We start from the raw sequence: 25648 nt of genomic DNA, 5'->3' as shown, positions 1-25648 counted from the left end.
CATCACTCCCCGGTCGGCGGCTGGTCGGGATCCTCGACGGAGCGGCCGGTGTCGGCCTTGATCCGGTCGACCTCCTCCTCAATCTCCGTCTTCTCCCAGTCGGGGTGAAGCGCCTTGACCTTCAGGTAGGTCGAGATGGCGCCCGCCGCGTCGAGGTACTGGAGGGTGCGGGCCTGCGACTCCGGGTCCTGGGACACGGTGTCGCCGAAGTCGACCTGCGGCGTCTCAACCGTGACGCCCGAGCCGAAGAGCGCGGCGTCGACGGCGAGGAGGGTCTCCAGGATCTCCTGGAGCGCCGGCCGCCAGTGCATGATCTTCGCGTCGCGCCCGATGAAGCTCTCCCGCTCGCGGGCGGTGACCTCCGTCGCGGTGACCGCCACCCCGTCGGCCATGCCGAACGACTGCGCGCTGTAGCCGGCGGTCTCCACGATCAGGCGGGCCTGCTCGGCGGAGATGCGCAGGTGCTCTTCGACGCGGATGAGCGGCTGGATCAGCTCGATGTTCAGGCCGGTCGAGTCGTCGGCCATGGTCTTGATCGGGGTGAACAACTCCCGGGCCATGTCGAAGGTCGCGCCCTGACCGGGGCCTAGCGACGTCAGGTACTCCTCGGGGACGACGAGGCGGGCGCGGGCCAGCCGCAGGTCCCGCATCAGCGACGTCCACGTTTCGTCGAGTGCGTCGAAGAGCGGCTCTACGCCGTCGTAGTCGGAGCGGCCCAGGTTCGCCGCTGCGGGCAGGTCGGCCCAGATCCGCGACGGGGTGACGTTCGGGACGTACACGGCGGTTAGCCGGTCGTTCAGGCCGGTGGCGATCTCCCCGGTGGGGGCGACGTCGGCCAGCCACGCCATGTCGGGGTGGGCGCCGAAGTCGACCTGCCGGCCGAGCTGGTCGCGGGTGCCCTCGTAGAGGCCGTGGAGGATCGCGCCGCGCTCGTGGCGCTCCAGGTGCCGCAGCACCCGGGAGCCGTCGTCCTCCAGGACCCGCCAGAAGGTGACCGCGTTGAGGGTGTCCCACCGCCACTCGGGTACGGCGGCCGTGGCGTCGACGCGGGACAGCCAGGGCCGATCCCGTACGCCCTTGTCCCAAACGACCCGGAGGTAGGTGCCGCCCTTCGCGGCGCCAGTTTCGGCGGCGGCGAGGAGTGTGGCGTGTGCGCCGTCGTCGACCAGCTCGTCAAGGCGGGCCTGAGTCCGCTCATCCGCTGCGGTGAGCGTGGGCGGCTCGCTGAAGAGGAGCCGCGCCGACGTCTGGGCGATGTCCGCGGCGAGCGGGACGTGCAGCTTCGCGCGCTGCTCGCCGTCGACGGTCGGCTCCCCCCAGAAGCGGCGGGCGACCCAGCCGACGAGGCCACCGCGGTACTGCGATGGCCGGTTGTAGGGGCGGGTCAGGTCGGTGCCCTGGTAGACCTTGGTGAGCCGGGCGACGTCGCCGGCGTACCACGCGGACCACTCGTCGAGCTTCGCGTACACAGGGGCGAGGCTGCGGGGCGGCCAGGCGGCGTCGGGGGAGGTCGGCAGCGGCACGGCGGGCCTCCCTTTCAGGCGGCTACGTGGACGCCCGACCTCAGGGCCGAGCGCCAGATCGAGCGGGTGGTGTGCGTGGCGTATCGGCCGGCATCGACGCCGTGATCGGCCAGCTTGATCGGCTGGTCGGTGCCGTCCCGCTCGGCCGCCTTGTCGTCCCAGCAGTAGCCGGGAATCTCCAGGAGCAGCTCCTTGCAGGACTCGTGGATGTCGAGCAGGTCCAGAGCGAACAGCGACGACAGGGTCCGGATGCCGGGCAGGACGTTGTTGTCGGCGGGCTTCGAGAAGAGTCCGTCCTGGTGAAGCTGGACGCGGAAGCCGGTGGCTGACGGGTCAACGATCGTGTACTCGGGTGTGACCCCGAGCAGGTCGGTTTGGGGCACGGGCACGGTGGTGAGCCAGTGCCGGACCTCGCGGGAGTACTCGGCGTCGGAGAGCTGCCGGCGCTTGGCCGCGGAGTCCCACCGCCACTCGCGGGTGATGTGCAGCTTCCGATCCGCGCCCAGGCCGAGGATGACGGCATGGAACGGGTTTCGGGTGCCGTGGTCGATGCCCATCGAGATCCAGCGGCTGATGGCAGGCAGGGTGGCCGTGACGTGGCGCTTTTCATCGAACATGTCGAAGATGGCGCCCTCAGCCGGCACCCAGAGGCCCTGGATGTACCGCTTGAAGAACAGGCCCACGTACTGGCGCTTCAACGCGGCGACGAAGTCCGGGGAGAGGTGCGGGTTGTCGTCGAGGGTGAAGCTGAACCGGTGGAGGTCGACCGGGTCTGAGGCGTGGCTGGTGGAGATCGTGCCGTCGTGGCCGAGCCAGAGGGCGGACCGGTCGAGCCAGTTCCGCTTGAGCCAGGCCGTGGGGCCGGCGGGGTTGCAGGTGCCGAAGAACTGGGCGCCGGGGACGCTGAGGCGGGTGCCCAGCATGTCCCAGAACTCCTCGGGCCAGGTGGCGATCTCGTCGCCGTACGCTCCGGCCAGGGTGAGGCCCTGGATCTTCTGGACTGCGCGGGCGTCGTTGGCTCCGGCGGTGTAGATGCGCCGGCCGAACAGGTGCAGCTCACCGGCCCCGGCCAGGTAGCGGCAGCGCTTGTCGCCGACCATCTCGATCATGGGGTCGATAACGTTGCGCTTGAGGGACCGTTCGGTCTTGCCGATCATGGCGAGGTTGCCGCCGGGCCCGGTGCGCGCGTACTTCATCCACCGGAAGATGCTGGCCACGGTCTTGGAGGACCGGACGGCGCCTTCCCAGATGTTGAAGCGGGCGGTGGAGAGCTGGACGCTGCGCTTGGCTTTCCCGGTCAGGGGCTTGTAGGCCATCAGTCGTCGCCGTCGTCGGTCATGTGCTCCAGCCAGGCGTCCACCCCGGAGGTCGCTGCGTCGGCGCGGTCGTGCTCGGCGATCTTCAGCGCGGTCTGCATGAGCGCCTGGACGCTGGTGGCGATGGCGCGCTTGTCGGCGAACGGCGGTTCGTCGTGGGTCTGCTCGTTGTAGTCGTTCTCCTTGCCGCCGAAGTTGAAGACCTTGGCGGGGGCGAACATCTGGCTGAGCAGCTTCTCGGTGGCGGCCAGTGCGGTTTCCTCGATCCGGGCCCGCCGGGTGGCGGCGTCGGCCTTGCGGGCTTCGGTGGCGGCCGCGGTGCGAGCACCACCACGGCGGAAGCTGAGGCCCAGCTCGGCGGCGATGGCGGAGACACGCTTCTGGTGGATGCCGGTGCGCCGGCTGATCTCGTTGCGGCCGTGGCCCTGGGCGTGGAGCTCGGTGACCTGTTCGCGTTCGCGGTCGGTGAAGGGGGCCATGGTTCACTCCGTCCCGGCGCCTGGCCGGTCAGGGATCGGTGGTGGGACGGTCGGGTGTGCGGGCAGGCCGGCCACCACAGCGGCCTGCCCGCCATCCCCGCGCCCTGTGCGTCCCGTCCCCGGACGCAGAACAACCCGGGAGCTTGAGCTCTACCGGGCTGCGGGCACACTCCGCCTGTTCGGCGTGTGATCAAATCATCCGGCTCCGACCAGGGCCGGGTCAAGTTGGCGGGGTCGTCCGCGTGTCGCGTGTCGCTTGGCGGCTTCGATCTCGGCGGCCTGGTCGAGGGGCGAGTAGCCGGCGATGGTGGTGAGGCCGTCGCGGCGACGCCAGTTGCGGATCATGTGCACGGTTACGTCGGGGCCGAGGGCGGCGGCGAGCTGGTCCGCCGTGCCCCAGTAGGTGCCGTCCCGCCAGATCACGCCTGGTCGTCCGGGTCTCGTTCGGCGTACGCGACGCCCAGCTCCTGGAGGATCGTGTCCTGAGACTTGCCGGTCGCCTTGCTCAGCTTGTGCAGGAGCACCCCGGCGGCGACGAGCAGGCCGTTGAAGACGTCCTGCGCGCCAGCCATGGGCGACCGCGCGGCGTTGACGTGGTCGTTGATGACTTGGGCTGCGCTCCTGTCGTCCTCGTGGACGTAGGCGGTTAGGGCGGCGAGGCCGAGGGAGGCGATGCGTCCCTCGTCTTCGGTCAGGAATTCATCGCTCACGGTCCTCATCGTATCTTCCTAGGCCACTCGCCTTCGTGAGCCTCGTTCGCACATAAGGGTAATTATGGTGTGCGCAAATTCGGTCCAAACCGGACGCTTCTTACTCCTCGCGGTCTATCCCGTGAATCCGGCGCAGCACGTCCGGAGGGGCCTCGTTCAGCTCGTACGCCAGGATGAACGCGAGCAGGTGGCGGAGCTGCCGGCAGGTCGCGCACCCGGCGCAGTAGCGGTCGTGGTCTGCAGCCATGCTGCGGACGGTCGCGATGGTGAAGCCCATCGCGTACGAGTCGACCATGTACGACGGCTTGGCGGCGAGGTCCTGGCGGTAATGCTCGACCAGTTCGGGGTCTGGCTTCATGGTGGTCGAGAATAGCGAGCAACGTGGCCCGGGACGCGAGGTGCGAACGCGTCCCGGGCCACACTCCGCCTACTCGGTGAACTCGCGCACCGGAGCCTTGAGGATGCCGCTCGGGTGGACGTAGTGGCTGATTGGTCCGTCGTCGGCGGTCTCGGAGATGGCGACGTGGTGGGTACCGTCGGCCAGCTCGACGAGGACTTCGATGCCGTTGCCGTTGTGGGCAGTGCTCTTGGTGAGCCAGACGCCCTTGATTTCGATGGTCTTCACGGTGGCGCTCTCCTTCGGTCAGTGGGCGGGTTGGGTCGGTGCGGCCCCCGCGACCGCACCGAGAGGTACGCTGAGGGCTCTTACAGCCGGAGGCCGCACTACGCCGCCTCCGGCTTCGCCTTGCTCGGCACGAGCACGGCGGCGCGCGGCCAGATGTGGGCGACGCCTTCGACCGCACCGGGCATGCCGCACGGGCAGCCCTGACCCATGCAGAGCCGGCCGGTGGCGCAGATGACGGTCCAGCGCTCGATGGGGCCGGCGGTTTGGACGTACAGCTGCCGCTCCCCGCAGTGCGGGCAGTCCACGCCGGGCAGGAGTTCGCGGGCCGGGGCGAGGCCGACGGCGTTGCGGATCCACGTGTCCTCGTCGGCCAGGTGCTGGGCGACGAGGCGGACGGTGCCGGGCTGAAGGCGGACGATGGCGGTGAGGACCCGGCTGAGCGGGTCGAAGCCGACGGTGTCGCCGAGCTGGCAGGCGAGCCAGTCCAGCTTGGCGTCGACGCGCTCGACCATCTCCGCCCACCGGTTCCGTCGCGGCGGCCGGTCGTCGACGGCCACCATGCCGGGCGTGGGGTCGCCGTGGCCGCCGTGGGCGTGCCGGCTGCCCCAGATCGGGGAGCGGAGCAGAGACGGGGCTTCCATCGCCTCTGCGGCGATCTGAGCGGCCTCGTCGCGGGCGAGGTCGGCGAGCCGGAGCCGGGCGGTGTGGAGGGACCAGGCGGCGGCGGTGGCGTGGAGGTGGTGCGGCGTCACGGTGCTCCTCAGGCGGCGATGCGGTTGGTGGGACGGCGGGCGCCGGCGGGCGGCGCCGGGTCGCCGAACAGGTCGACTTGCACGGCGAGCGGCCGCAGAGCGGTGACGTAGACGCTGGTGCTCATCCCCGGCGTCCAGCGGGTGCCGTCGAGGCGCATCTGCTGGACGACGACCTTGCCGTCTCGCTCGTCGCCGGTGATGCGGCAGTGCCAGCCGCCGGGGTTCGGCTCGCCGTGCGGGAGGACGTGCGCGGTGATGGTGTACATCTCGCCGCGGGTCACTTCGACCTCCGGCTGAGCAGGAACGCGAGGAGCAGGTACTGGCCGAGGAACACGGCGAAGACGGCCTGGGCGACGGCCATCTGCGGGTCCCAGTGGATGTCGAGGGCGGCGGAGATGGCGAGGGTGGCGGCCACCCCCGCCACCAGTGCGGCGGCGAGGGCGACCAGCAGACGGCGGATCACGATGACACTCCGGGTACCTCGACGGTGACGACCTCCGGGCTGTTGGCGATCTCCAGGAGGACGTCGGCGTGGCACGGGTCGCCCGGCTTGCACCAGCAGGCCAGGTTCTTCCCGGCCAGGTCGCCGCGGTCGAGCGCCGCCTTGAGGTGGACGTGGGCGACGATCAGGTCGTGGTCCCAGAAGAGGTGGGGGAGCGAGTCCAGCGAGATCCAGAAGCGGAACTGCGCGACCAACCGCTCGGGGTCGTAGAAGCAGCGGATGGTCGGACCGCAGAAGCTCTGTCCGGCGCGGAACGGGTTGCCGTACACGGTGGGGCGGCCGACGTAGACGGTGTTCTCGGGCATCCGCCATCCCTTGGTGCGCATGCGCTGGATCCGCTTCGGCACCGGTCAGCCCTCCCGCTCGGGCCGGACGGTGGCGCCGGCGGGCAGGTCCACCAGCTCCGGGCCGTGCTCGCTGCGGATCTGCCGCTCCTCGGCCAGGCGGCGGACCTCGGCCGGCACCCGCGCCAGCAGCGTCCCTGGGCACGGCCACCGGCTGTACGTGCCGTCACCGTTCTGGCGGTAGAGCGTGGGGTGCTCCAGCTCGTACCGGTCGAGGCCGCGCACCAGCTGCAGCACCCAGGCGGGCAACTCGGCCGGCTGCTCCTGCGCGCGTGACGGGGAACCGAGGCCCGGCGGCAGCGGACGTTCTGCGGTGGGTACGAGCTGCGCGTCGATGAGGTCGACGAGGACCCGGTCGCATTCCTGGGCGGGCTCGCCTTGGAAGCTGTTGCGCCAGGCAGTGAGCACTTGGCCGACGTGCTGGAGTTCAGCCGCCTGGGAGTTGATGACGGTCTGACGGTAGATGGCGACTTGCCGGGTGGAGTCGAGGTCGTCGGCGAGCCGGTTGACCAGCTCTGGGGTGCTGGCGGTGGTGTTCGGCTGGAGGCCGGCGTGGGTGAGGGCGTCTCGGGTCTGGGTGAGTTCGTGGTGGAGGTCGTCGCGTTGGCGGCGGGCGGTGTCGCGGGCGTCGTCGCGTTCGGCGGCGATTCGGTCGATGAGGTCGGCGGGGTTGGCGGTGGGGTCGGTGTGGCCGGCGCGGTGGAGGGCGGCCTGGGCGGCGTCGATGGTGTTGCCGGCGTCGGTGAGGTCGGCGAGGAGTTCGCGGACGGCGCGGCGGGAGCTGCGGAGGTCGTTCTCGAGTCCGGCGATTTTGTTGTGGAGTTCGGTGTGGTGGGCCTGGGCGGCGGCGAGGTCCGTGCGTAGCCGGTCGTTGGTGTTGGCGATGGCCTGGAGGTCGGCGGCGTTCTGGTCGCGTTCGCGGCGGGCTTGGTCGCGGTCGTCGAGGGCGTCGTCGCGTTCCTGTTCGGCGCAGGCGGCTCGGGCGTCGAGCTGGTCGCGTTCGCTGCTGGTGAGGTAGGTGGCGAAGTCGGTGCGGGCGTCGCGCATGCGGTCCTCCCGGGTGGGCACGGGGCGCGGTGCGGGGATCAGGTCGGTCACGGCGGTCAGCCCTCCTCGTGGTCGAGGTCTGCCGGGAACAGCGGCCCGCCTCGCGCGACGCGCCGCACGATGTCGATCTCCTTGGCGTACAGGTCGGGGCTGACGCCGGTGATGCGCTCGACGATGAGCAGCAGCAGCGTGACGAGCTGGTCTTCGCTGACGAGGCCGTTCCCGGCCTTGACGTCGAGTTGGAAGCCGCCGGGGTCGTCCGGGTCGGGGCGCTGCTCGATGTGGATGAAGGGGTGCTCAGTGCTGGGCATGGTGGCTCTCCTCGATTTCGTGGCGGATCTGTCGGGCGCGGGCGTGGTCGACGTACGGGTACTGGCGGCCGAGCTCTTCGTCGGCGTCTGGCGCCGGCGGTGGGGTGGCATGGGCGAGGGCTCGGGCGATGGCGGCTTGTGCGGACTGTTGGGCGCGGCGTTCGCCGGGGGTGCGGTGCCGGTACGGGGCGGTGGTCATGACGCGGTCCGGAGATGGAGGGCGCAGGCGTCGCCGGTGGCCGTGTCGACGGCGAGCGTGGTCTTGCCCTCGGCGTGGCAGGCGAGGCAGAAGCCGAATCCGCGGCCCGGGGTGGGGACGAGCCGGAGCCGGGGCGTTTGCTCGCGCGCGCGGTCGTGAGTTGCGGTGTCAGGCTGAGGTGGTTGATCTCCGCCCGAAGAGAGTGAGTTTTCAATCTCGTTCCCAAGATCCCCGGTTTTGGGATCTTGGGGGCGCAGGGGGTTTGGGGGCAGCGTGCCCCCAAGGGGAGGTTCCTCGGATGGTTGGTGGGTGGTTCCCGGACGGTTCACGGGTGGTTTGGGCGGCGCTGCGTCCGTACGTACGTCGCCAGAATCCGTACGTACGGATTCTCTGTCGGTACGTACGTACGCAGGATCCGTACGTACCGACTCTGCGTCCGTACGCTCCCGCTTCTGCTTGCGCCGGTACTCCCGCACCCGGGCCGCCTCGGCCGCCTTCTTCCCATCGATCTCGGCCTCAAGCTGAGCCCACTCGTCCGGGTCGCGCTTCTTGGTCATGTCGAGGTTCCAGCGCGGGGTGCCCCACCGGGTGACGCCGTCCGGGATCAGTAGGCCGGCCGCTTCGAGGCGCTCCTGGGCCCGCTGGATGGTGCGGGCGTCGTACCCGGTGCGCCAGATGACGTCGGTGATCGCGGCGTGGGTGTCGCGGCCGAACTCGTCGGCGCGTTCGGCCCGTGCGACGAGGACGCCGCGGGCGGTGCTGTCCGGCAGGCCCTTGGGCGTGCGGAGCATGGGGGCCTCGTCGAGGGCCCACTGCACGGCCTGGTAGCTCACCCGGTGGCTCCTTGGTCTTCTGGCGGTGTGGTCGGGGTGGCTGGCGGGGCCCCGGGGAAGTGGGGCCCGGCCAGCCCGGTCAGGCGTCGCCGTTGCGGATGTCGGCGATGTGCTGCTGGAGGGCGCCGTAGTTGTCGTCGGCCTCGCGGAGGTCCTGGCGCAACTGGTCGGCGACGGCCCGCTCGGTGTCGCGCTCGCGCTTGTAGCGGTCGCGGGCGGCAGCGGTCTGGTCGCACCGGCCGTTGACCTCGGCCAGCTCGGCGCGGAGCCGGCGGACCTCGGCGACCAACGCGGGCACATCGGTGCGGGCGTGGGCGATGAACGCGGCGTCTCGGGCGTTGCGGACGTGCTCGCCCTTGATGCCGGTCAGGGCGACGATCCCGGCCCGGTCGGTGGGGTCGGTGGCGTAGACGTACTCGTGGGCCTCGTGGCAGCGGCGCCACGCGCTGTCCGGGTCGGTGGCCCACGGGCCGGGGGTGGCGCCGGCAGCGCGCATCTCGATGGCGTCCAGGTCCAGGTCGGTCACGATGGCCTCGGTGGTCATGCGGCTCGGGTCTCCTCTGTCGTGGTGGCGGGCTCGCCCTTAGCGGCCCAGTAGGCGGTCTTCTTGCGGTCCCGGTCCCGCTCCCGCTCGGCCTGCCGGCACTCGTCGCACAGCGGCTCCTTGCGGTACCGGTGCCGCTCGGCGGCGGCGTGCGTGCCGTGCGGCTGGAGCCGCGACTCGCGGTCCTGCTCCGCCCACGCGGTCAGGGACTGCATCGACCGGTTGAGCGGCACTGCGGCGGCCAGGACGTACAGCAGGGCCTCCCGGTCGGCCAGGTCCGGCAGCACCTCGTGGAGCCACTGCTGGTTGTCGGCCGGGTGGTTGTCGCGGACCCGGACGGCGAGCTGCCGGCCAAGGTCGGCGAGGTGGGCGGCGTACTGGTCGGCCGGGTCCAGCTCGGGCTCCGGCTCCGGGTCGGCCATCGCCGGTGCGGGCTGCGGCTCGTCGACGGGCTCGTACCGGTCGCACCCGCAGTCGAGGGCGCGACAGCCGCGGCGTCCAAGCCGGTGGGCGAACTGCCGGTGGCTGCACAGGCAGTCGGGGCCCTGTTGGAGGTCGCTCACTGGTCGTCTCCGATCCGGCGGAGGTGCTCGGCCTGCGCCGCGTCGACCTGCGCGACCGCCTCCGCGTTGTGGGCGGCGTTGCCCTTGGCCCGGCCGCAGATGCACGGCCGGAGCCCGTTGTGGTCGGCGGGGACGGTCGTCGACGCGGCGTACCGGTGGGGCCGGACCGTCCGGCGCCCGCGGCGCGCCTTCACCGGGCTCCCCCGTAGATCTGGCGGGCGGTCTTGCGGCCCTCCACGACGGCCAGCGGAAGGTGGCCGATGTGCCAGTGGCCCTTGACCAGATCGCAGCGGTACTCGCGCATTCCGGTGTTGGCGTGGAACTTGCGGATCTGCTGCTTGGCCTGCTTCCGGGAGCTGTAGAGCCGCTTCTGGTGGGTGTCGCAGTAGCCGATGTGCCCGGGTCGCTGGTCGCCCATCACGCACCGCCGCTGCGGCGCTCGAGTTCGGCGGCCAGCTCCCGGCGGAGCAGCTCCAGGCGGTGGATCTCGTCGCGGAGCGCGGGGATGTCGTCGGCGCACGCCCGGGCGAGCAGCGGCAGCGTCCAGTCGTCGGTCTCGACGGCCTCGGCGTACGCCACGTAACGCTCGCCGATAGCGTCGAGGTCGGCCATGGCGGGCGGCGGCCCGGCCGGGGCCGGCAGAGCGCCGGCCCCGGGGAACTGGATGACGTCAGCCACGGCTCGCTCCGGCGGTGACGGGTGCCGGCCAGGTCTGGCGGACCGTGGGGTCGCAGAGGAAACACGGCCGCTTTCCCGAACAGCGCGCACCGCCCGCCGGCGTGGGGTCGTCCGTCAGCGGGTCCGGGGCGTCCGGCAGGATCGCCCACTCCGGGTGCTGCTTCGGCACCACCGCCGCCGCCCCGGTCGCGTACCGGTCCACCCAGGCCAGCCCGTACCGGTCGAGCACCTGCTGCGCCCGGGTCACCGCGACGTAGGCCAACATCACCTCGTCCCGGGCGATCCGGAACGAACCGTCCTCCCGCTGCTTCGGCTCCGGGAAGTCGTCGGCGATCAGCACCCGGCCCCACTCGCGGCCCTTCGCCTTGTGCGCCGTCGACACGATGGTGTCGGCGTACCGCTCGTCGACCAGGGCGTCGCACACCCGCATGACCTCGCGGGCACCGTGCTTGTCGATGAGCCTGACGAACACGCGCAGGTCGGAGCCGCCCGCGTCCATCTCGACGTACTCCTGAACCTCCCGCCAGCTGGTGAAGGCGAACAGGTCCGGGTGGTCCGTGGGGATGCCGGCCTGGAGCCGCTCGGCGGCTTCGGCCATGCGGCGGATCTCGTTGCCGCCGCCGACCAGCGCCGCCCGGCGTCCCCGCCCGAGGGCGTCAATGACGCGGATGATGGCGCCGGCGTTGGACCGGCAGAGCACGGCGTCCGGCTCGGCGACCGGCTCCACGCGGGACTGGATCCGCTCGTAGCCGGTCAGCCTCAGGTCGGTGTTGTCGAGCAGCGACAGCCACTTGTTGGCCTCGTCGGCGACGGCCGGCCCGAACCGGAAGCTCTGGCTCAACTGGAAGCGGCGGCCGTCGAACGAGGCCATGGCGTCGGTTGCCCCGCGCCAGCCGTAGATGGCCTGCGCCCGGTCGCCGACGAGGATCCGCTGCGCCGGCTGCCGCGACACGAGCCCCGCGACGGCCGGGTTGGAGTCCTGCGCCTCGTCGAGGAGGACGAAGTCCGCGTGGATCACCGGGTCGGTGAGGATCCACATCTTCAGGTACATGTCGTGGGTGAACCGCAGCTGGCCGTTGAGCTGGGTCAGGTCGCCGTCCCACGCCTTCTGCGCGATCGGCATCAGGTACTTCGCCAGCTCGGCCTGGCCCGGCTGGTCGAGGCCGTTGACCAGCGGGACGTGCATCCGCTGCACCTGGCGGTCGTCGGAGTAGCAGAACCGCTGGATGGTCTCGGTGACCAGCCGGGCGAGCTGCTGCGGGGCGAGCATCGTCTCGCCGAGCTTCACCGGCTCGTTGAGGCCGAGGATGATGGCGGCCTGTCGGGCGGGCACCCGCGGCCCGTTGAGCCGGTGGGCGAACTGCCGGCCGACCGCCCCGTAGGCGAAGGAGTGCGCCGTCTTGCAGGTGACGCTGGACGGGAACTCCTTCGCCGCGTCGGTGGCGATGCTCTTGTTGTAGGCGAGGTAGGCGCCGCGCTTGCGGCCGGCCTCGCGGGACAGCATCTTCAGGGTGCTGGTCTTCCCGGTGCCGGCGCCGGCCTCGATGGTGAGGTCGTCGCCGGTGCGGGCCGCGTCGATGATGGCGGCCTGCTCCGGGGTCGGCGTGTGGCTCATGCGGCGGCCTGGCCTTCCTCGTCGGTGGCGGGCGGGGTGTTCTGCGCGGCGGCGGCCTCCAGGCGGTCGATGACCTTCTTGGCCTCGTCGAAGCTGAGCCGCCGCTGGGTGTCGATCTCCCGGCCGGTGACGTCGGAGAGGAAGAGGAGCCGGGTGTCGCGGTCGTCGAGGCCGGCGTCCTTGCACAGGACGTGGATCTTCTTGTGCATGGCCTCGGTGGCCGGGTTGGACGGGATGAGGTGCTCCTTGCGGGCCTTCCACTGGTTGCGGAAGTGCTCGGCCTCGGCGTCGCTGACGCGGCCCTCGTTGGCGGCCTCGCCGGCGGCCTTCCACACGCGGCGGAGGCCGGTCTCGTCGGTGGCCTCGGCCAGGTCGTGGAGCAGGCCGGTGGCGGCGGCAGACAGGGCGGCGGGCGGCCCTGAGACCGGGCGGGCGGCGGGCGGGGCCGACACCGGCCGCTCGTCGTCCGGCTCGGACGGCTGCAACGCGACCAGGTCCCGGGTGTGCGCCTCGGCCGGCGCGCATCGCAGCGTGTCGAAGACGATGTTCTCGATCGACCAGTCGCGGGCCAGCTCGATCGCCGGGTCGTAGCCAGGCCGGATACCGACGTGCACCGACCGGACACCGACCACCGTTCCCGGCTTGGCCCGGTCGAGACGGATCCAGCAGGACACGTCGAAGCCCAGCGTCTTGTGACCCTCGACCTTGTAGTCCCGCTGCCGCTCGATCGGCTTCCCGGCGTCGTCGAGCGCGGCGACCTCCTTGCCGCGGGCCGTCAGCAGAACGATGCCCGGGAAGGTCATCAGCGTGGTCATCAGCTTGCGGTGGCGGGCGCCGGCCTCGTTCCAGAGGTCCATCGAGATGGTCGGCTCTTCGTCGGCGGCCAGCTCCGCCCGCTTGTACTTGCGGGCCTTGGCGTTGTACCGCTGGCGGGCCTTGTCGGACGCCCAGTCCTTGAGGAGGTCCCACTCCGCGGTCATCGAGTCGATGACGAGCACCACGGGCGGCTCACTGGCGGCGGCCGCGCGGGCGGCCTCAGCCTTGACGGCGTCGACGGCGCCCTGGATCTGCGCCCAGGTTCCGTCGTGCTCGACGACCAGGTAGTTCGCGCCGGGGATGGCGCCGTACTCGTCGGCCGCGCCCTCGCCGAGGTCGATCCAGTACATCTGGCCGATGCGGGGGCTGGTGCTGAACTGTGCGCAGGCCCAGCTCTTGCCGGACTTCTCGCCGCCCTCGATGAGGATGAGCGGCCACGGGACGCGGCCGGTCGGCTTGCGGGTCTTCAGGGCGGTCACGCTGCTCTCCTCTTCATGGCGCGGCGCTCGCGCTCGGACATGCCGCCCCAAACGCCGAACCGCTCGTCGTGGCCCAGGGCGTACTCCAGGCACTCGGTCCTGACGTCGCAGCGGGAGCAGATGCGCTTCGCTTCGCGGGTGCTGCCGCCCTTCTCCGGGAAGAAGGCCTCCGGGTCGGTCTGGTTGCAGAGGGCCCGCTCGCGCCAGCCGGGCTGGGTGCCGAGCAGGTCGGCGACGGTGAGCGCCTCGTCGGTGCCCCGGATCACCTGCAGGTGGGCGTGCTTCACCGGGCACCTCTGGCGAGGGTGTTGAAGAGGTGCGGCGGGGTGATCGGGCCGACCAGGAGGACCCCGAGGTGCTCGTCGTGGACCTCGCGGTAGGGGACGGCGGCCAGGGCCGGCAGCTCCCGCCGGACGGCCGGGATGACGGCGGTGGGGGTGTCGTCGGCGCGGCTGGTGGCCGGCGCGTCGGTCAGGCCGGCGCGGAGCAGGGACGCCCACTCGGGGGTGGCGCCCTCGTGCTCCGGCTCCAGGCCGAGGCGCTCGGCGAGGCTGGCGCGTAGGTACTGGAGCGTGGTGATCCGGTACGCCGGCATGGTGGTGGTCATCGGGCGTCTCCCGGGTAGGTGATGGGCAGCTCGGCGAGGTCGGCGTAGACGGCCTCGGTCATGGACGGCTCGCCCGTCTGCTCGTTCAGCTCGTCTCGCAGCTCGGCGTTGCGCTCCTGGAGGTGGCGGGCCTTGACCTGCTCGGTGGCCAGCTGCTCGGCCAGGTCGTCCGCGATGCGGTGGAGGCGGGCCTCGGCCTTGTTGGCGGCGCGGTCCCGGCCGATGAGCAGGACGACGAGGACGAGGCACAGCCAGAGCAGGACGCCGATGGCGATGGGGGCGATCACGCCGCACCGCGCAGGGCCGGGTCGGTCAGCGGCTTCAGGTCGGCCGCGTGACCGGGCAGGGTCACCACCTCGGCGTACGCGTCCGGCGACTGGTAGATGCCGGCGGCGACACCCCGCCAGTAGTCGCAGGTGCTGTCGTGGCGGTCGCCGGGCAGGTGCCCGCAGGCGTCGGCGATGACCACGATGGGGGCGGTGGCGGGGAAGGTCTGCGGGCCGGGCCGGTTGCCGCTGTGCGGGCCGGTCGGGGCCGTCACCGGGTACCGCCCTTGGCGAGCTGCGCCTCCAGCTCGGCGATGCGGGCGCGGAGGTGGTCCTCAGCTTCGGCCGGCTTCGTCACGTTCGCGTAGGCCGTGACGTCGACCGCGCCGATCGTTGCCGTCGCCCGGTGGTCCCAGGAGCCGCGCCGGTTGTGGTCCCCGGTGGTGGCTTTGACGCTGAGCGCCTCGGCGATGGCGTCGACCATCGGGACCGCACTGGTCTCCTCCGACCGCAGCAGGCCGGCGCAGACGGTGAAGGTGACGTAGCTGGGCTTGCCGGGCGTGCCGGCGAGGGCGGCGATCCGGTCGGCGACCTGGCGCAGGTCGTCGGCGAGGGTCAGCCAGTAGTCCGGCTTCGTCTCCTCGCGGTAGATCGATCCGTGCTCGATCACGTCACCGTCGACCGAGACGACCACCGTGCCGGCGTCGTAGTCGATGGTGACGGCGAAGTCGTTGCCGTCGTCGATGACATCGGCGAGGAGGAACTTGTGGTGGAGCCGGGTGGTGACCTCGGCGAGAGTGGTTCCGGCCGGGAACGTCATCGGCTCGACGCCGGCGTTGACGTCGAAAGCGATCCGGTACTGCTCCGGTAGGGTCTGGTCTTGCATCTGGACTCCTTGATGTGCGCTTGGTTGTCCGGGTGGGAAGCCCTCGCCGTGTCCGCGGCGGGGGCTTCGTTCGTTCAGGCCGCAGCGCGGCGCTGGCGCGGCGCCCGGCGGCCGACTCGTTCGGCGGTCTTCGCCAGGTCGTCTGCCCGCGTGCTCGCGCTCTCGCTGGTGACCGTGTACGCCTTGATCAGCGCGGTCAGCTGGTCATCGGTGAGGTAGCGCTCCCGCCCGATCCGGACGTGATCGAACTGGCGGGCCCAGGACCGCTCGCGCAGCGTGCGCAGCGGAATCCCGAGCCGCTTGGCGACCTCCGGGAACGGGTGGAGCTTGGGCAGGGGGGTTGCGGTGGTCATCGCGTCTCCCTCGCGGTGACGGTGTGGCGCTGGATGAAGGCGCGCAGCCCGCTCTCCGGAATGCGGATCACCCCGCCGACCTCGACCGCTTCGAGCTGCCCCGACTTGATGAGTCGGCCGACGCTCCACCGCGAGACCCGCAGCCGGCCGCCGACCTCCTTGACGGTCAGGTAGAGCTCTTCCACGTCGTTGCCTCCGGGCTGTTCAGAGCTGCGCTGGCTTGGTGCGTTCAACACGCTACAAGTCTTAGCAGCACTGGTCAACTCTGGGCAAGGCTGGGCAGGGCTGAGCCAGAAAAAGTAGCCATACGGACATGGGCTATGTCCACTACCGCACGCCGTGCTACAACCTGCACGTGACTGATCGGGGAGTGGCCTACCAACTCTGGGCAGAAGTCGAGAACGAACGGCTGAACCGGAGTTGGTCCGCTGTCGAGATGGCCAAGTCTCTCGGCGTCGCCCGCAACACGATCAGCAACCTGCGGACCTCGCCGCACAAGCCAACCCCGCCCACGGTGCACAAGGTCGCCGACGGACTCGCCAAGCTCGGCGTCAACATCGACCGCGAGCGCGCAGAGCAGCTCGCCGGCCTCCGCCCCTTCGCTCCGACCGAGGGCGCCGGACAGGTCAGCGTCCGTGACGCAGTGAAGGCCGACCCGGTCTACACCGAGGAGCAGCGGCAGGCCATGCTCCAACTCCTCGACATCTTCGAGCGGGCCAACCGGGGCGGCGAAGAGCGCCAGGCCGGCTAGCCCTCCCGGCCAGCCCGGCGGGCATCCGCCACCGCGTCCACAGCAGCGTCGATCGCCTGCGGCATCAGGTCCCCGTAAATCTCGCTAGTGGTGGCCAGCTGCTGGTGGCCGAGGAGCCGGGACACCGCCAGCGGCGTCATCCTCGGGTCACTGAACAGCCAGGCCGCGTACGTGTGGCGCAGGTCGTGCCACGACGGGGCGGCCTGCAGCACCCCCGGGCAGTCGCAGTCCGAGACCGCGCCGGGCGGGGGACCGTAGTGGGCGGCGCAGCGGGTGGTGCCGGTGACGACTCGGGCGCCGCAGGGCTGGCCCGTCCAGGTCGTGCCGCCGTAGTCCCGGCACCGACCCCGCGCCCCGTCCAGCTGCTCACCCTCACCGAGCGGGGGATGGGCAGCGCAGCGCCGGGCACGCAACAGCGCCGGCTTCCACACCCGGTCGTACATGTGGTCGTAGTCGAGGGCCTGGCCGTCGTCGTCGCGGAAGAGCAGCGCCTCCGGTGGCTTCCCGTCGACCAGCTCGGCAAGCGTCACGTACAGATCGGACCCAATCGGTAGGACCCGCTTCGCGCGGCCCTTCGTCGTGCCGAGGTACCGCCGGCCGTTCGCTTCCTTCCACGCCCTCCACACTCTGATCCGCGGCCCGCTGCCGCCGGCGGCGGGCACGAGGTGCTGGGCGGCGAGCGCGGTCACCTCCGACCAGCGGGTGCCCGTCTCGACGATGCAGTCCAGCAGCGGATGCCACCGGTCGGCGAACTGGGCGCGGAGGATCTCGAACTGGCGGGGGGTCAGGTAGACGGCGCGGTGGCCGCCGGTGTCGTCGTCGTCGGCGACCTGGTCCCGGACGAAGTCGGTCCCGTGGCACGGGTTGAGGGGAATGTGGCCGTGGCGGACGGCCGCTCCGAGGGCGGTGTGCAGCAGCGAGTAGTAGCGGGTGACCGTCTTCGGCCCCATCACGTCGCGCAGTTCGTTGAGCCAGCGGCCGACCATTACCGGGGTGATCTGCGTCAGGGGAGTGTCGCCAAAGGCGGGGTGTATTCTGTCGCGGAGTTGTTGCTCATACCGTTCACGGGTGCCAGGTGTGATTCGCGTTTTTGACGGAAGCCATTCCGCGCACCATTCCCGGAGCGTTATTCCGTGGTCGGGGGAATCGGTATCCCCCATGTCTATGCCCATATCTGAATAGACGCGTTCGGCGGTGATGCGCCCGCGGTGGCCGTCGACGATGGACTTGGCCTCTTTGGCGTACGTTTCGGCTGGCCAGGTGGTGTACTGCTTCCGGCCGTCGTACCGCCAGACGACCCGCCAGGAGTCCCCTCGTCGTTCGATGCTCGCCACGGGGACAGATCATCGTCCCCATGGGGACAGACGGCAAGGCTAGCCCCGTGTTTGGCCGTCACGGGCCGTGCTGAACGCACGCGCCGTTACGAGGTCAGAGGGCATCCGGGCAGGTCAGTGCAGGGTCACACGATCAACTCATAATCCCTCGGTCGCGGGTTCGAGTCCCGCCCGCCCCACCAGCCGTTTTCCCTGGTCAGCCATGCTTCCGGCGACCCGGACGCACCGCATCAAGGCGGTCCGAAACGCGGGCCCGGCCCCGGCCTGCTGGCGACCTCCGGCCGGCATCGGCCGGGCCGGACGGCGGCCACGCTGACGGACGACCAGGGCTTGAAGACCTCGGGGCTCCGCCCCGGACCCGACCCTCCTCAGAGATGCCGCTGCAGATCACCTCGCCGGGCACCACAAGGGCTACCAGCCTCCCCGGACGGGGCCAAGGTCGTACGTCCGGGTGGGCGCTCCACCTTGTCCCCGTCCCGGGAGGCTGGACTGTCTACGACTGCCCGACGAGGAGATCCCACAGTCCTTCAGGATGCGAGATTCCATTCCGCGCCCGGCTCGACGGCGCGCGGTCTGCTAGCCACGCCTGCTGGCACTTGGGCTAGTTCCGGGCACCGCAGTCGTCGCCTCGGCGGCGGGGCCGGTCGGGTTCGATCGCCTTACGAGAACGATCAATCCGGCCAGCAGAAGCACGAGCCACAGCGGCACCAGCAGAGGAGCGAGTGACCGCCAGATGGGCCACACCGGCTCGGCGAGCCCGTCCGTGATCAGGTCCGCCCAGGTAAGGGCGGCGCCCGGGAGTAGCGCGACCATCACCAGCGTGCGGACCAGCCAGGGTACGGGCGGACGTTGCCGCGCCACCAGCCAGAACAGCGCAGCACCGGCGGCAGCGCCGAGGAGGGTGCCAAGGAGCGTGGAGGCGAGGAACCCGTCCGGTGCGGCCGGCGTGACGTTCAGCGTCGACCCGGTCGCACGGTGGGTGAGGGTGACCATCAGGCCGTCCGCCTCGGCTCGCCAGCCGTCGCACGGGTCGCCCGGAACGCGATGAAGGTTCTGCCACCCCCGCGATGCGGCGTTGTGCCGTAGCTGGTCTGAGAGCGCGCAGTCGGCGCGGTCGCCGTAGTGGAAGTCAGCGTGAGCGGAACCGAAATCATCAGTGGCCAGGAAGACGCCGTACCGAAAGGCGCGTACGAGCATGTTGCTGCCGGTTGGCTCGGCCCCGGGCAGCAGCTCTGCTGCCACGTCCTGAGCCCGGTCGGAGCTGAGCGGTACGGTGCCGCGACCGCCATACCAGGAGCCGATACTCAGGCCGGCCGTGCCTAGTAGCACCGCGCCGAGCAGCAGCATTGCGACGCCCCGCAGTCGATGTCGCACCGACCCTCCCCTTGTCATGGTGCGGCAGAGAGTAGCCCTCAAGATCCATGCCTGGTGCCCCGCGAGCCCGGCCTGCCCATTGCACGCCCTTTCGGCCGGGTTGCCGCGGGTTCGGGTCCCGCCCGCCCCACCAAGCGTGTCAGAAACACCTTCTCCATCCGCCCGATGGAGATCCGCTAGAGATCTTCACAGCGCGGCCACGAATCCGTACGGTGGCGCCGTGAACGACGAGGCTGATGCCGGTCGGCGAGCAGGGTTGGCCAGGGTTGGGGCGGGGTTCGCAATCATGCTCGTCGTCTGCGCTGCCGGTGGCTACCTCGCGTGGCCTGCCTTGGCCGAGCCGGTCTATCTGGTTCGCTCATTCTTCAACCGTGGCTGCTTCGCCGCACCGGACGAGCCAGCGAAGTTGGCTCGCGAGGCAGCCTTTCAGCAGCTGCCGGCAGGCGCGTCGCCGGTTGGCGAGCCGGCCACACTACAGCCGTGCACCGAAACTGGTCCGGGCAGTGAGAGCCAGATCTATGGCGAGGTGACCGTCGAGTATCGCAGCGGACTGTCGGACAAAGAGATCCGGAGCCACTACGACATGGTCGCCCGCGAGTCGGGGTGGAGGTCCGAAGTCTCAGACCTCCGGCTGCTGTTCGCCAGGAAGATGGTGCGGGATAGATGCCTGTGGTTGAACGTCTTACGCGACCACGCTCACCGGCCCGGCTACTACAGCGTCCGGGTCGACTATTGGCCCAAGTACCACGACCACTACTGCCACAGGCCTCTTACGGCGTTGCTGAACGAACCGACTACTACACCGCCACCACGATGACAGCAACGGATGAAAGCAACGGTGCCGGACGGACCGGCGAAGCAAGGACGAGTAGAGCGTTTCGATCAGTGATTATCGATCCTCCTGCACGAAGCCAGACAGTTTGGGACATGCTCGCTGGTCTCGACGCACTGGACGCGCTGCGTAGCGAGGGGTGGGACCATCGCCGGGGATGGGAGTTCGTCCGTGCCTTGACCGCGAGGCTCGGCCGTCCAGTGATCAGGGGTGACGGTGTCGAGGCCAGGCAACTGCAGGCGGCCGAGGAACGGATGGGCATGGCCCTGCCAGCCGCACTGCGTGAGGCGTACCTGTTGTTCGGCCGCCGGCGGGACCTGACCGCCGCTCAGGACCGCTTGGTGATGCCCGACCAGCTTCGCAGAGATGCCGACGGCGTTCTGGTGTTCCGTGTTGAGGCCCAGCATTGCGCGTCGTGGGGCGTGGCGGCCGAGCCCGTCGGCCAGGACGACCCAGCGGTTGTGATGGAGACCGGCGACGGCTGGGTGCCCTACTCGGATCGGCTGTCGGTTGCGCTGGTCGAGATGGTGCTGTCGGAGGCGATGTTCTCCGCCGATGAGGGCAACGTCGACAACCGGGAATTGGACGGCACAGCCAGCGCAGCCCTGGACACCACCTTCGAGCGTCTGCCGTTGCCGGACCTCCCGTTCTGGGCAGGGATGGATGGGCCTCCGGTGCGCTGGTTCGCGGGTGCAGACGTACTGCTGCGAGACGACGGCGGAACATGGCTGTGGGTCCATGGCCGGGCCCCGGCGGCCGTGCAGGCCGTACGGGATCGGCTGCCCGGCGAATGGCTGATGGCCTCGGACAGCAACGACTTCTTCGCTGATGGCGATGAGCCCGAGTAGGCGGGCAAGGCTCAACAGCGTGCGACGGCCGTTGACAGCGGTCAGGTATCCCAGGGATGACTGGTGACGGTGGGTAGGTGATGGACGCGTCCGAGCGTCTGGCGCGGGTCCGGCAGCTCCTGGCCGGCCTGCCCGGCCCGTACGGCAACGAGTACCTCTGGGCATCGGCCTGGTTCGCCGGTCGCGAGGTCGTGTTCACCAGCGTGTTTGAGTTCCTGCGCGACTGCGCGGTGATCGACGGGGTCAGCCGGTTCGGAGATCCGCCGCAGGCACCGCAGAACGATGCCGAACTCGCTTCACTCCTGCGGCAGGTCGACGCTGCTGACGCGGTCGAGTTGCTCGCCGGCCTGGCGTCGCGGACCTTGGCGTACCACGTCGCGGGTCGCTACCCGGTCGAGAAGGCCCATGACGTCTTCGGGCGGCTCCGCAAGCTGCTCGGGTACGACTCCAGATGGTGGACGAACACCACTCTCGGCTCCTGGAATCCCGTCACCCAGCACACCTTCGACGCGCTGGTCGTGGGAATGGGTGATGGGGTCGTCGTCGCCGTACTCGCGGTCGACGAGGACTGAGGGCGACGAGGACTGAGGGCGGCGAGGACTGAGGGCGGCGCGCAGCTGCTGACAAGCCGGCATCGTTCGACGAAGAGCATGCAAGGCAGTGATCGGCCCGGGCCTTGGTCAGCGACGGGTAAACCGGTGGGCCGGCGCGCCCGCGGGCTGTGATGATCAAATCGTGGAGACCTTGCTCAGTCGGCTGGACGGGATCGAGCGTGCCGAGACGGCGGCCGGCGTGCCGTTGATCAGCGGGACCTTTCCGGCGGGCGAGCACGATCGGGTCTGGTGCGCGCTGCGGGCCGAGCAGCCTCGCACGGGGCTCTGGCCGGTGCTGGGCTGGACTGGCGACGAGGCGGCGGAGGGCACCTACCAGTGGTGCCGTGAGCAGCAGGGCCCGGCGTGGCTGGCGACCCTGCGAGAGATCGATCCGGCCGAGCGGATGGCGCTCGTCGTCGGGTCCAAGCTGGAGTGGACCACCTGCCCGGGCGACCCCTCCGACCCACAGGTCGCGGCCTGGCAGGAGGAGGATCGGGCCGCCTTCGACCCGGCACGGGTCGCCGCCGGCGTCGGCCCGCTGGGGGAGCCCCCGCCCGGTATCGCGCGGCACACCCGGTCCTATCCGCCGAACAGCGTGCTACTCGTGCCGGCGGCGGCGGGCCACGAGGTGCTCGCCCTGGTGCCGGGACTCATGGCGATCATGAACAACTGGAATGGCGGCCCCTCGCACCCGGAGCTGCTCTACGCCGACCACGTGTTCGTGCTGCGGCACTGGGAGACCGCCTGGGGCGCGGAGTTGTACCACCCCGGCTTCGACAGCCTGGAACTCTCGGTAACCCGGCCGCCACGCGACCCGCTGGCCGCCGCGACCTGCGCGATCGAGCAGTGGTCCTACTGCGACGACCTGGAACAGATCCTCGGCGATGTGCACACCGTGGCGCGGCGGCAGGCTCCGGCGGACCACTGGTCGTTCTGGTGGGACTGAGCGTTCGGCCGGGCAGCCCGAGCCGTGCGGAACGGGGTTGCGTCGCGGCGGCACGATGGCCGGGTGCGAGTCCTGATCATGATGCGACGGTCTCCGGCCCTGGTGACCCTCGGCTGCGCGTTGTTGGTGGTGGTCGGCGGTGCGCTGCTCTGGCTGCCGGCCCATACCCAGTACGCGCTCGATGACTGGAAGGCCGAACTGCGGGCGAACGGTGCACCCGCGCGGGCGTCCATCTACGACCGGGTGACGAAGCGTGGTGGCACCTCGACCACGATGTATTTCCGGTACGAGCTGGCCGGCCGGACGTACGAGCAGGAGGTCGCCTGCTTCGAGGTGTGCCGGTCGATCGGTGACGAGGTGCCGATCTGGGTGAACCGTGCCGACCCGACCGACTTCGTCACCGACTTCGACCAGCTCAGCGGCCATCGTGGCCGGATGCAGGGGTTGCTGGGCGCGGCCGGGTTCGCGATCCTGGTCGGCGCGGTGCCGCTGCTGCTGTCGCGCATCCCGTTCCGGCGCTGGTTTCCTCGACGTACGCCATCGCGGCGCTCTGCCACCCCGGGTGCGGGCGGTGCCGGGTTCACGAGCCGCTCCAAGCACAAGAGCGGCCGGCGACGGTGAACGTACGCCTGCCACGCTGAAGGCTCGCCGCCGCGCACCCGCCGCGATAGCCTCCCGCCGTGTCGATGTTTCGCACTCCGCAGATCATCCTGTTCAGTGAGGACGTCCCTCGCGCCGTCGCGTTCTACTCGCGGCTCGGGTTCATCGAGACCTTCCGGGTGCCGACCGAGGGCGAGCCCATTCACGTCGACCTCGTGCTCGACGGCTACAAGATCGGCGTCGCCTCGGTCGAATCCACCCGTGACGATCACGGGCTGGATCCGGTGCCCACGGGACAGCGGGCGGCCGTCATCCTCTGGACCGACGACACGGCCACCGCGTACACGGAACTCATCGCGATGGGGGCTCCGGCCCTGGCGTCACCCCACGAGTGGCTCGGTCGCCTGCTGATCGCCTGGACCGCCGACCCGGACGGGAACCCGATCCAGATCGTCCAACGCCTCTGACCACAGGAACCGTCAGCGGTCCGGGTGTCCGGGGGTGAAGGCTCGCCGGTAGGCCGTGGGGGTCGCGGCGAATGCCCGGCGGAAATGTGTCCGCAGGTTGGTGGCGGTGCCCAGGCCGGTGCGTCGAGCCACCTCGTCGACGCTCAGGTCGCCGTCCTCCAACAGCGTGCAGGCGGCGCGCAGCCGTTGCTGGACGAGCCAGGCTCGCGGGCTCAGGCCGAATCGGGCCTGGAAGGCGCGGTGCAGGCTGCGGGTGGACTGCGTGCCTCTGCGGGCAAGGTCGCTGACGGTGATGGGCAGGTGCAGGTTGGCAGTCGCCCAGGCGGTGACGTCGGCCAGTTCCACGGCTTCGACCGCGGCGCTCGACGGAATGAACTGTGCCTGGCCACCGGCCCGGTGCAGAGGCGTGACCATGCGGCGGGCGCGGTGGATGGCCGCGGACTGGCCGTGGTCGCGGCCGACCAGATAGAGGCAGAGGTCGAGGCCGGCGGCGAGCCCGGCGCTGGTCAGCACCTGGCCTTCGTCGATGTACAGGGCGTTCGCGTCGACCGTGACCTGGGGGTGCTCGCGGGCGAGCGCGTCGGCGTGCAGCCAGTGGGTCGTGGCGCGTCGGCCGTCGAGCAGGCCGGCCTGGGCCAGGGCGAACGCGCCGGTGCAGATCGACGCGATCCGCGCGCCGCGACGGTACGCGAGGGCCAGGGCGGCGAGGGCCTGCACCGGCGCCCGCCCGCGGGCGAACCCGGGCACGACGACGGTGTCGGCGTCGGCGAGCGCGTCGAGGCCGCACTCGACGGTCAGGCCGAGGCCCGCAGTGGTGGTGGAGACCGCGCCGCTCTCCAGCGAACAGATGGTGAGCGCGTATCGGCCCTGGCCGTCATGGCCGAACACATGAGTCGCGATCGTGAGGTCGAACGCCACCGTGGACGGCAGTGCGAGTACGGCCACCCGATGCGTGGCAGTTTCCTTACGCATGATGGCAAGCATGCCACTGGTGCCCACGATGCCCCGACGGGATGCTGGCCGGGTGCGAATCGAGATCGTGGTGTTCGACGGCGTCGACGAACTGGACGTGTTCGGGCCGTTCGAGGTGTTGTCCATGGCCGGGTTCAGCGTCGAGCTGGTCGCTGTGGAGCGACCTGGCCCGGTGACCAGCATGCGTGGTGTCAGGCTCGACGTACCGACGGTGTTGGGCCAGCCCGACGGTCTGGTCGTGCCCGGCGGTGGCTGGTTGAACCGCGCCCCGGCGGGTGCCTGGGCTCAGGCGCAACTCGGCGTTCTGCCGGCCCGGCTGGCCGCGCTGGCGCCGTCGACCCGTTGGGTGGCCTCGGTGTGCACCGGCGGCCTGCTGCTGGCGGCTGCCGGTCTGCTGGCCGACCGGCAGGCCACCACCAATCAGAACGCGTACGAGGAGCTGCGGGCCTACGGGGTGGAGGTCGTCGCCGAACGGGTCGTCGACGACGGTGACCGGATCACCGCGGGCGCCCTGAGCGCCGGGCTGGATCTGGGCCTCTGGATCACCGATCGGGAGCTGGGCTCGGCCACCGCGGACCGGGTCGCCGACGTCATCGGGTACGCGCGAACGGCCCGCGTCTTCCACGCGCGAGGGCGCGTATCGTGCCCCCATGACGGGCCCGGTCTGGGTGGACGGTGTGGCGTACGAGGCGTACGTCGGGCGGTGTAGCCGTCGCGTCGCGATGGAGTTCCTGAGCTGGCTGGACCAGCCGCCCGGCCGGCGCTGGCTGGACGTCGGCTGCGGGACCGGCGCGCTCACGTCGACGGTGCTGGCGATGGCCGACCCGAGCGGGGTGACCGGCGTCGACCCGTCAGCGGGGTTCGTGGTCCGTGCCCGGGCGCTGATCGAGGACGGGCGCGCCGAGTTCCTCATCGGTGACGCCCGGTCCCTGCCGGTGTCGGACGGCGACGTCGACGTCGTGGTCAGCGGGCTGATGCTCAACTTCGTGCCCGAGCCGACGCGGGCGGTGGCCGAGATCGCCCGGGTGCTCGCGCCCGGCGGGGTGGCCGCCGCGTACGTCTAGGACTACGCCGAAGGCATGGCGATGATGCGTCACTTCTGGGACGCCGCCGCCACGCTCGACCCGTCGGCGGCCGAGCGGGACGAGGGCCGCCGTCGCGGGGTCTGCGACCCGGAGGCCCTGCGCGGGCTCTGGGCCGACGCCGGGCTGCGGGCCGTGACGACGCAGGCCATCGAGGTGCCGACCGTCTTCGCCGGCTTCGACGACTACTGGACCCCGTTCCTCGGCGGGCAGGGCACGATCCCGGGCTACGTCAGGTCGCTGCCCGAGCCGCAGCGCAACCGGCTGCGCGACCTGCTCGCCGCCCGGCTGCCGGTCGAACCCGACGGTTCGATCCGGCTCACCGCCCGCGCCTGGGCGGTCTCTGGTGTAGCGCCGGTGTGACCGGACCCGGGTTTCAGGTCCTGTCGGCGCTGCGGCTG

Annotated in this window: 42 protein-coding genes; 10 read left to right on the top strand and 32 right to left on the bottom strand. The window is 70.8% G+C overall.

Annotated elements, in window-relative coordinates:
- Positions 1–2: 2 nt before the first annotated feature.
- The 29 genes from ACIBBA_RS27765 to ACIBBA_RS27625 all read right to left on the bottom strand — a co-directional run bounded on the left by ACIBBA_RS27765 (position 3) and on the right by ACIBBA_RS27625 (position 15684).
- Complete coding sequence (locus tag ACIBBA_RS27765; protein WP_396700973.1) at positions 3–1523, bottom strand: phage capsid protein; 1521 nt, start codon at positions 1521–1523, stop codon at positions 3–5.
- Between the two features lie 14 nt (positions 1524–1537).
- Positions 1538–2839 (bottom strand): PBSX family phage terminase large subunit, encoded by a 1302-nt coding sequence (locus tag ACIBBA_RS27760; protein WP_396700971.1) that lies wholly within the window; start codon positions 2837–2839, stop codon positions 1538–1540.
- A complete protein-coding gene (locus tag ACIBBA_RS27755; protein ID WP_396700969.1) occupies positions 2839–3318 on the bottom strand; it encodes a helix-turn-helix domain-containing protein in 480 nt (159 codons plus the stop codon). Before ACIBBA_RS27755 ends, ACIBBA_RS27760 begins: the two co-directional genes overlap by 1 nt.
- A gap of 195 nt (positions 3319–3513) precedes the next feature.
- Complete coding sequence (locus tag ACIBBA_RS27750; RefSeq protein ID WP_396700967.1) at positions 3514–3741, bottom strand: hypothetical protein; 228 nt, start codon at positions 3739–3741, stop codon at positions 3514–3516.
- Positions 3738–4028 carry a hypothetical protein gene (locus ACIBBA_RS27745; protein ID WP_396700965.1) on the bottom strand — a complete coding sequence of 97 codons (291 nt, stop codon included), beginning with the start codon at positions 4026–4028 and terminating at the stop codon, positions 3738–3740. Before ACIBBA_RS27745 ends, ACIBBA_RS27750 begins: the two co-directional genes overlap by 4 nt.
- A gap of 100 nt (positions 4029–4128) precedes the next feature.
- Entirely contained in the window at positions 4129–4386 is a 258-nt protein-coding gene (locus ACIBBA_RS27740) for a hypothetical protein (protein WP_396700963.1), read from the bottom strand.
- 69 nt (positions 4387–4455) lie between these two features.
- Entirely contained in the window at positions 4456–4653 is a 198-nt protein-coding gene (locus ACIBBA_RS27735) for a hypothetical protein (protein ID WP_396700961.1), read from the bottom strand.
- 98 nt (positions 4654–4751) lie between these two features.
- Complete coding sequence (locus tag ACIBBA_RS27730; RefSeq protein WP_396700959.1) at positions 4752–5405, bottom strand: hypothetical protein; 654 nt, start codon at positions 5403–5405, stop codon at positions 4752–4754.
- A gap of 8 nt (positions 5406–5413) precedes the next feature.
- Positions 5414–5686, bottom strand: a complete 273-nt coding sequence (locus ACIBBA_RS27725) for a hypothetical protein (protein ID WP_396700957.1) — start codon at positions 5684–5686, stop codon at positions 5414–5416.
- Positions 5683–5868: a hypothetical protein gene (locus ACIBBA_RS27720; RefSeq protein ID WP_396700955.1), complete on the bottom strand. Its 186-nt coding sequence runs from the start codon at positions 5866–5868 to the stop codon at positions 5683–5685. Before ACIBBA_RS27720 ends, ACIBBA_RS27725 begins: the two co-directional genes overlap by 4 nt.
- On the bottom strand, positions 5865–6233 hold the full coding sequence (locus tag ACIBBA_RS27715; RefSeq protein ID WP_396700953.1) for a DUF4326 domain-containing protein: 369 nt from the start codon (positions 6231–6233) through the stop codon (positions 5865–5867). The genes ACIBBA_RS27720 and ACIBBA_RS27715 overlap by 4 nt, the downstream gene beginning before the upstream one ends.
- Positions 6234–6257: 24 nt before the next feature.
- The gene (locus tag ACIBBA_RS27710) at positions 6258–7349 is read right to left on the bottom strand and encodes a hypothetical protein (RefSeq protein ID WP_396700951.1); all 1092 of its coding nucleotides are present in this window, start codon (positions 7347–7349) and stop codon (positions 6258–6260) included.
- A gap of 5 nt (positions 7350–7354) precedes the next feature.
- Complete coding sequence (locus ACIBBA_RS27705; protein WP_396700949.1) at positions 7355–7609, bottom strand: hypothetical protein; 255 nt, start codon at positions 7607–7609, stop codon at positions 7355–7357.
- Entirely contained in the window at positions 7596–7808 is a 213-nt protein-coding gene (locus ACIBBA_RS27700) for a hypothetical protein (RefSeq protein ID WP_396700948.1), read from the bottom strand. The genes ACIBBA_RS27705 and ACIBBA_RS27700 overlap by 14 nt, the downstream gene beginning before the upstream one ends.
- Positions 7805–8641: a hypothetical protein gene (locus tag ACIBBA_RS27695; RefSeq protein WP_396700946.1), complete on the bottom strand. Its 837-nt coding sequence runs from the start codon at positions 8639–8641 to the stop codon at positions 7805–7807. The genes ACIBBA_RS27700 and ACIBBA_RS27695 overlap by 4 nt, the downstream gene beginning before the upstream one ends.
- Positions 8642–8720: 79 nt before the next feature.
- Positions 8721–9185, bottom strand: a complete 465-nt coding sequence (locus ACIBBA_RS27690) for a hypothetical protein (RefSeq protein ID WP_396700944.1) — start codon at positions 9183–9185, stop codon at positions 8721–8723.
- Entirely contained in the window at positions 9182–9748 is a 567-nt protein-coding gene (locus tag ACIBBA_RS27685) for a hypothetical protein (protein WP_396700942.1), read from the bottom strand. Before ACIBBA_RS27685 ends, ACIBBA_RS27690 begins: the two co-directional genes overlap by 4 nt.
- Complete coding sequence (locus ACIBBA_RS27680; protein WP_396700940.1) at positions 9745–9942, bottom strand: hypothetical protein; 198 nt, start codon at positions 9940–9942, stop codon at positions 9745–9747. The genes ACIBBA_RS27685 and ACIBBA_RS27680 overlap by 4 nt, the downstream gene beginning before the upstream one ends.
- Complete coding sequence (locus ACIBBA_RS27675; protein WP_396700939.1) at positions 9939–10166, bottom strand: hypothetical protein; 228 nt, start codon at positions 10164–10166, stop codon at positions 9939–9941. Before ACIBBA_RS27675 ends, ACIBBA_RS27680 begins: the two co-directional genes overlap by 4 nt.
- Entirely contained in the window at positions 10166–10426 is a 261-nt protein-coding gene (locus tag ACIBBA_RS27670) for a hypothetical protein (RefSeq protein WP_396700937.1), read from the bottom strand. Before ACIBBA_RS27670 ends, ACIBBA_RS27675 begins: the two co-directional genes overlap by 1 nt.
- Complete coding sequence (locus tag ACIBBA_RS27665; RefSeq protein ID WP_396700935.1) at positions 10419–12041, bottom strand: UvrD-helicase domain-containing protein; 1623 nt, start codon at positions 12039–12041, stop codon at positions 10419–10421. Before ACIBBA_RS27665 ends, ACIBBA_RS27670 begins: the two co-directional genes overlap by 8 nt.
- On the bottom strand, positions 12038–13336 hold the full coding sequence (locus ACIBBA_RS27660) for a hypothetical protein (protein WP_396700933.1): 1299 nt from the start codon (positions 13334–13336) through the stop codon (positions 12038–12040). Before ACIBBA_RS27660 ends, ACIBBA_RS27665 begins: the two co-directional genes overlap by 4 nt.
- Positions 13333–13599: a WhiB family transcriptional regulator gene (locus tag ACIBBA_RS27655; RefSeq protein WP_396701061.1), complete on the bottom strand. Its 267-nt coding sequence runs from the start codon at positions 13597–13599 to the stop codon at positions 13333–13335. Before ACIBBA_RS27655 ends, ACIBBA_RS27660 begins: the two co-directional genes overlap by 4 nt.
- 20 nt (positions 13600–13619) lie before the next feature.
- The gene (locus tag ACIBBA_RS27650; RefSeq protein ID WP_396700931.1) at positions 13620–13943 is read right to left on the bottom strand and encodes a hypothetical protein; all 324 of its coding nucleotides are present in this window, start codon (positions 13941–13943) and stop codon (positions 13620–13622) included.
- Positions 13940–14230, bottom strand: coding sequence for a hypothetical protein (locus ACIBBA_RS27645; RefSeq protein ID WP_396700929.1), 291 nt, complete (start codon positions 14228–14230; stop codon positions 13940–13942). Before ACIBBA_RS27645 ends, ACIBBA_RS27650 begins: the two co-directional genes overlap by 4 nt.
- Complete coding sequence (locus ACIBBA_RS27640) at positions 14227–14484, bottom strand: hypothetical protein (RefSeq protein ID WP_396700927.1); 258 nt, start codon at positions 14482–14484, stop codon at positions 14227–14229. Before ACIBBA_RS27640 ends, ACIBBA_RS27645 begins: the two co-directional genes overlap by 4 nt.
- Positions 14481–15095 carry a hypothetical protein gene (locus ACIBBA_RS27635; RefSeq protein ID WP_396700925.1) on the bottom strand — a complete coding sequence of 205 codons (615 nt, stop codon included), beginning with the start codon at positions 15093–15095 and terminating at the stop codon, positions 14481–14483. The genes ACIBBA_RS27640 and ACIBBA_RS27635 overlap by 4 nt, the downstream gene beginning before the upstream one ends.
- Positions 15096–15169: 74 nt before the next feature.
- Positions 15170–15448: a hypothetical protein gene (locus ACIBBA_RS27630; RefSeq protein ID WP_396700923.1), complete on the bottom strand. Its 279-nt coding sequence runs from the start codon at positions 15446–15448 to the stop codon at positions 15170–15172.
- On the bottom strand, positions 15445–15684 hold the full coding sequence (locus ACIBBA_RS27625; RefSeq protein ID WP_396700921.1) for a helix-turn-helix domain-containing protein: 240 nt from the start codon (positions 15682–15684) through the stop codon (positions 15445–15447). The genes ACIBBA_RS27630 and ACIBBA_RS27625 overlap by 4 nt, the downstream gene beginning before the upstream one ends.
- A 119-nt stretch (positions 15685–15803) precedes the next feature.
- Here ACIBBA_RS27625 and ACIBBA_RS27620 point away from each other — a divergent pair, with 119 nt between their 5' ends.
- Positions 15804–16199, top strand: a complete 396-nt coding sequence (locus tag ACIBBA_RS27620) for a helix-turn-helix domain-containing protein (RefSeq protein WP_396700920.1) — start codon at positions 15804–15806, stop codon at positions 16197–16199.
- On the opposite strand, the gene ACIBBA_RS27615 is transcribed toward ACIBBA_RS27620, so the two are convergent.
- Both ACIBBA_RS27615 and ACIBBA_RS27610 read right to left on the bottom strand, forming a co-directional pair.
- A complete protein-coding gene (locus ACIBBA_RS27615; protein WP_396700918.1) occupies positions 16196–17533 on the bottom strand; it encodes a tyrosine-type recombinase/integrase in 1338 nt (445 codons plus the stop codon). The genes ACIBBA_RS27620 and ACIBBA_RS27615 overlap by 4 nt on opposite strands.
- Positions 17534–18109: 576 nt before the next feature.
- The gene (locus ACIBBA_RS27610; RefSeq protein ID WP_396700916.1) at positions 18110–18880 is read right to left on the bottom strand and encodes a hypothetical protein; all 771 of its coding nucleotides are present in this window, start codon (positions 18878–18880) and stop codon (positions 18110–18112) included.
- A gap of 247 nt (positions 18881–19127) precedes the next feature.
- Here ACIBBA_RS27610 and ACIBBA_RS27605 point away from each other — a divergent pair, with 247 nt between their 5' ends.
- From ACIBBA_RS27605 to ACIBBA_RS27580, 6 genes are all read left to right on the top strand, one after another.
- Positions 19128–19724: a hypothetical protein gene (locus ACIBBA_RS27605; RefSeq protein ID WP_396700914.1), complete on the top strand. Its 597-nt coding sequence runs from the start codon at positions 19128–19130 to the stop codon at positions 19722–19724.
- 110 nt (positions 19725–19834) lie between these two features.
- Positions 19835–20587 (top strand): hypothetical protein, encoded by a 753-nt coding sequence (locus ACIBBA_RS27600; RefSeq protein WP_396700912.1) that lies wholly within the window; start codon positions 19835–19837, stop codon positions 20585–20587.
- 80 nt (positions 20588–20667) lie between these two features.
- Positions 20668–21159: a hypothetical protein gene (locus ACIBBA_RS27595; protein WP_396701059.1), complete on the top strand. Its 492-nt coding sequence runs from the start codon at positions 20668–20670 to the stop codon at positions 21157–21159.
- A gap of 163 nt (positions 21160–21322) precedes the next feature.
- A complete protein-coding gene (locus ACIBBA_RS27590; protein WP_396700910.1) occupies positions 21323–22126 on the top strand; it encodes a DUF4253 domain-containing protein in 804 nt (267 codons plus the stop codon).
- 63 nt (positions 22127–22189) lie between these two features.
- A complete protein-coding gene (locus ACIBBA_RS27585) occupies positions 22190–22747 on the top strand; it encodes a DUF3592 domain-containing protein (protein WP_396700908.1) in 558 nt (185 codons plus the stop codon).
- Between the two features lie 65 nt (positions 22748–22812).
- The gene (locus ACIBBA_RS27580) at positions 22813–23193 is read left to right on the top strand and encodes a VOC family protein (RefSeq protein WP_396701057.1); all 381 of its coding nucleotides are present in this window, start codon (positions 22813–22815) and stop codon (positions 23191–23193) included.
- A gap of 12 nt (positions 23194–23205) precedes the next feature.
- On the opposite strand, the gene ACIBBA_RS27575 is transcribed toward ACIBBA_RS27580, so the two are convergent.
- Positions 23206–24165, bottom strand: coding sequence for a GlxA family transcriptional regulator (locus ACIBBA_RS27575; RefSeq protein ID WP_396700906.1), 960 nt, complete (start codon positions 24163–24165; stop codon positions 23206–23208).
- 52 nt (positions 24166–24217) lie between these two features.
- Between ACIBBA_RS27575 and ACIBBA_RS27570 the strand changes: the two genes are divergently transcribed.
- Genes ACIBBA_RS27570 through ACIBBA_RS27560 form a run of 3 tightly spaced genes read left to right on the top strand, consistent with a single transcriptional unit; the run spans position 24218 to position 25610 of the window.
- The gene (locus ACIBBA_RS27570) at positions 24218–24874 is read left to right on the top strand and encodes a DJ-1/PfpI family protein (protein WP_396700904.1); all 657 of its coding nucleotides are present in this window, start codon (positions 24218–24220) and stop codon (positions 24872–24874) included.
- A complete protein-coding gene (locus tag ACIBBA_RS27565; protein ID WP_396700902.1) occupies positions 24816–25229 on the top strand; it encodes a class I SAM-dependent methyltransferase in 414 nt (137 codons plus the stop codon). Before ACIBBA_RS27570 ends, ACIBBA_RS27565 begins: the two co-directional genes overlap by 59 nt.
- 15 nt (positions 25230–25244) lie before the next feature.
- Positions 25245–25610 (top strand): hypothetical protein, encoded by a 366-nt coding sequence (locus ACIBBA_RS27560; protein WP_396700900.1) that lies wholly within the window; start codon positions 25245–25247, stop codon positions 25608–25610.
- Positions 25611–25648: the final 38 nt, after the last annotated feature.

The organism is Micromonospora sp. NPDC051006, from assembly GCF_044456245.1.
GTDB lineage: Bacteria > Actinomycetota > Actinomycetes > Mycobacteriales > Micromonosporaceae > Micromonospora.
Note: the sequence above shows the minus strand (reverse complement) of the source record. Positions and strands in the feature narration are given on the sequence as shown.

Bases quoted from the DNA above. Each gene is read 5' to 3' on its own strand.
- ACIBBA_RS27760 (WP_396700971.1), bottom strand. From the start codon at position 2,839: ATGGCCTACAAGCCCCTGACCGGGAAAGCCAAGCGCAGCGTCCAGCTC.
- ACIBBA_RS27755 (WP_396700969.1), bottom strand. From the start codon at position 3,318: ATGGCCCCCTTCACCGACCGCGAACGCGAACAGGTCACCGAGCTCCAC.
- ACIBBA_RS27740 (WP_396700963.1), bottom strand. From the start codon at position 4,386: ATGAAGCCAGACCCCGAACTGGTCGAGCATTACCGCCAGGACCTCGCC.
- ACIBBA_RS27715 (WP_396700953.1), bottom strand. From the start codon at position 6,233: ATGCGCACCAAGGGATGGCGGATGCCCGAGAACACCGTCTACGTCGGC.
- ACIBBA_RS27705 (WP_396700949.1), bottom strand. From the start codon at position 7,609: ATGCCCAGCACTGAGCACCCCTTCATCCACATCGAGCAGCGCCCCGAC.
- ACIBBA_RS27700 (WP_396700948.1), bottom strand. From the start codon at position 7,808: ATGACCACCGCCCCGTACCGGCACCGCACCCCCGGCGAACGCCGCGCC.
- ACIBBA_RS27690 (WP_396700944.1), bottom strand. From the start codon at position 9,185: ATGACCACCGAGGCCATCGTGACCGACCTGGACCTGGACGCCATCGAG.
- ACIBBA_RS27675 (WP_396700939.1), bottom strand. From the start codon at position 10,166: ATGGGCGACCAGCGACCCGGGCACATCGGCTACTGCGACACCCACCAG.
- ACIBBA_RS27665 (WP_396700935.1), bottom strand. From the start codon at position 12,041: ATGAGCCACACGCCGACCCCGGAGCAGGCCGCCATCATCGACGCGGCC.
- ACIBBA_RS27650 (WP_396700931.1), bottom strand. From the start codon at position 13,943: ATGACCACCACCATGCCGGCGTACCGGATCACCACGCTCCAGTACCTA.
- ACIBBA_RS27635 (WP_396700925.1), bottom strand. From the start codon at position 15,095: ATGCAAGACCAGACCCTACCGGAGCAGTACCGGATCGCTTTCGACGTC.
- ACIBBA_RS27630 (WP_396700923.1), bottom strand. From the start codon at position 15,448: ATGACCACCGCAACCCCCCTGCCCAAGCTCCACCCGTTCCCGGAGGTC.
- ACIBBA_RS27610 (WP_396700916.1), bottom strand. From the start codon at position 18,880: ATGCTGCTGCTCGGCGCGGTGCTACTAGGCACGGCCGGCCTGAGTATC.
- ACIBBA_RS27600 (WP_396700912.1), top strand. From the start codon at position 19,835: ATGCTCGCTGGTCTCGACGCACTGGACGCGCTGCGTAGCGAGGGGTGG.
- ACIBBA_RS27595 (WP_396701059.1), top strand. From the start codon at position 20,668: ATGGACGCGTCCGAGCGTCTGGCGCGGGTCCGGCAGCTCCTGGCCGGC.
- ACIBBA_RS27580 (WP_396701057.1), top strand. From the start codon at position 22,813: ATGTTTCGCACTCCGCAGATCATCCTGTTCAGTGAGGACGTCCCTCGC.
- ACIBBA_RS27575 (WP_396700906.1), bottom strand. From the start codon at position 24,165: ATGCGTAAGGAAACTGCCACGCATCGGGTGGCCGTACTCGCACTGCCG.
- ACIBBA_RS27565 (WP_396700902.1), top strand. From the start codon at position 24,816: ATGACGGGCCCGGTCTGGGTGGACGGTGTGGCGTACGAGGCGTACGTC.
- ACIBBA_RS27560 (WP_396700900.1), top strand. From the start codon at position 25,245: ATGGCGATGATGCGTCACTTCTGGGACGCCGCCGCCACGCTCGACCCG.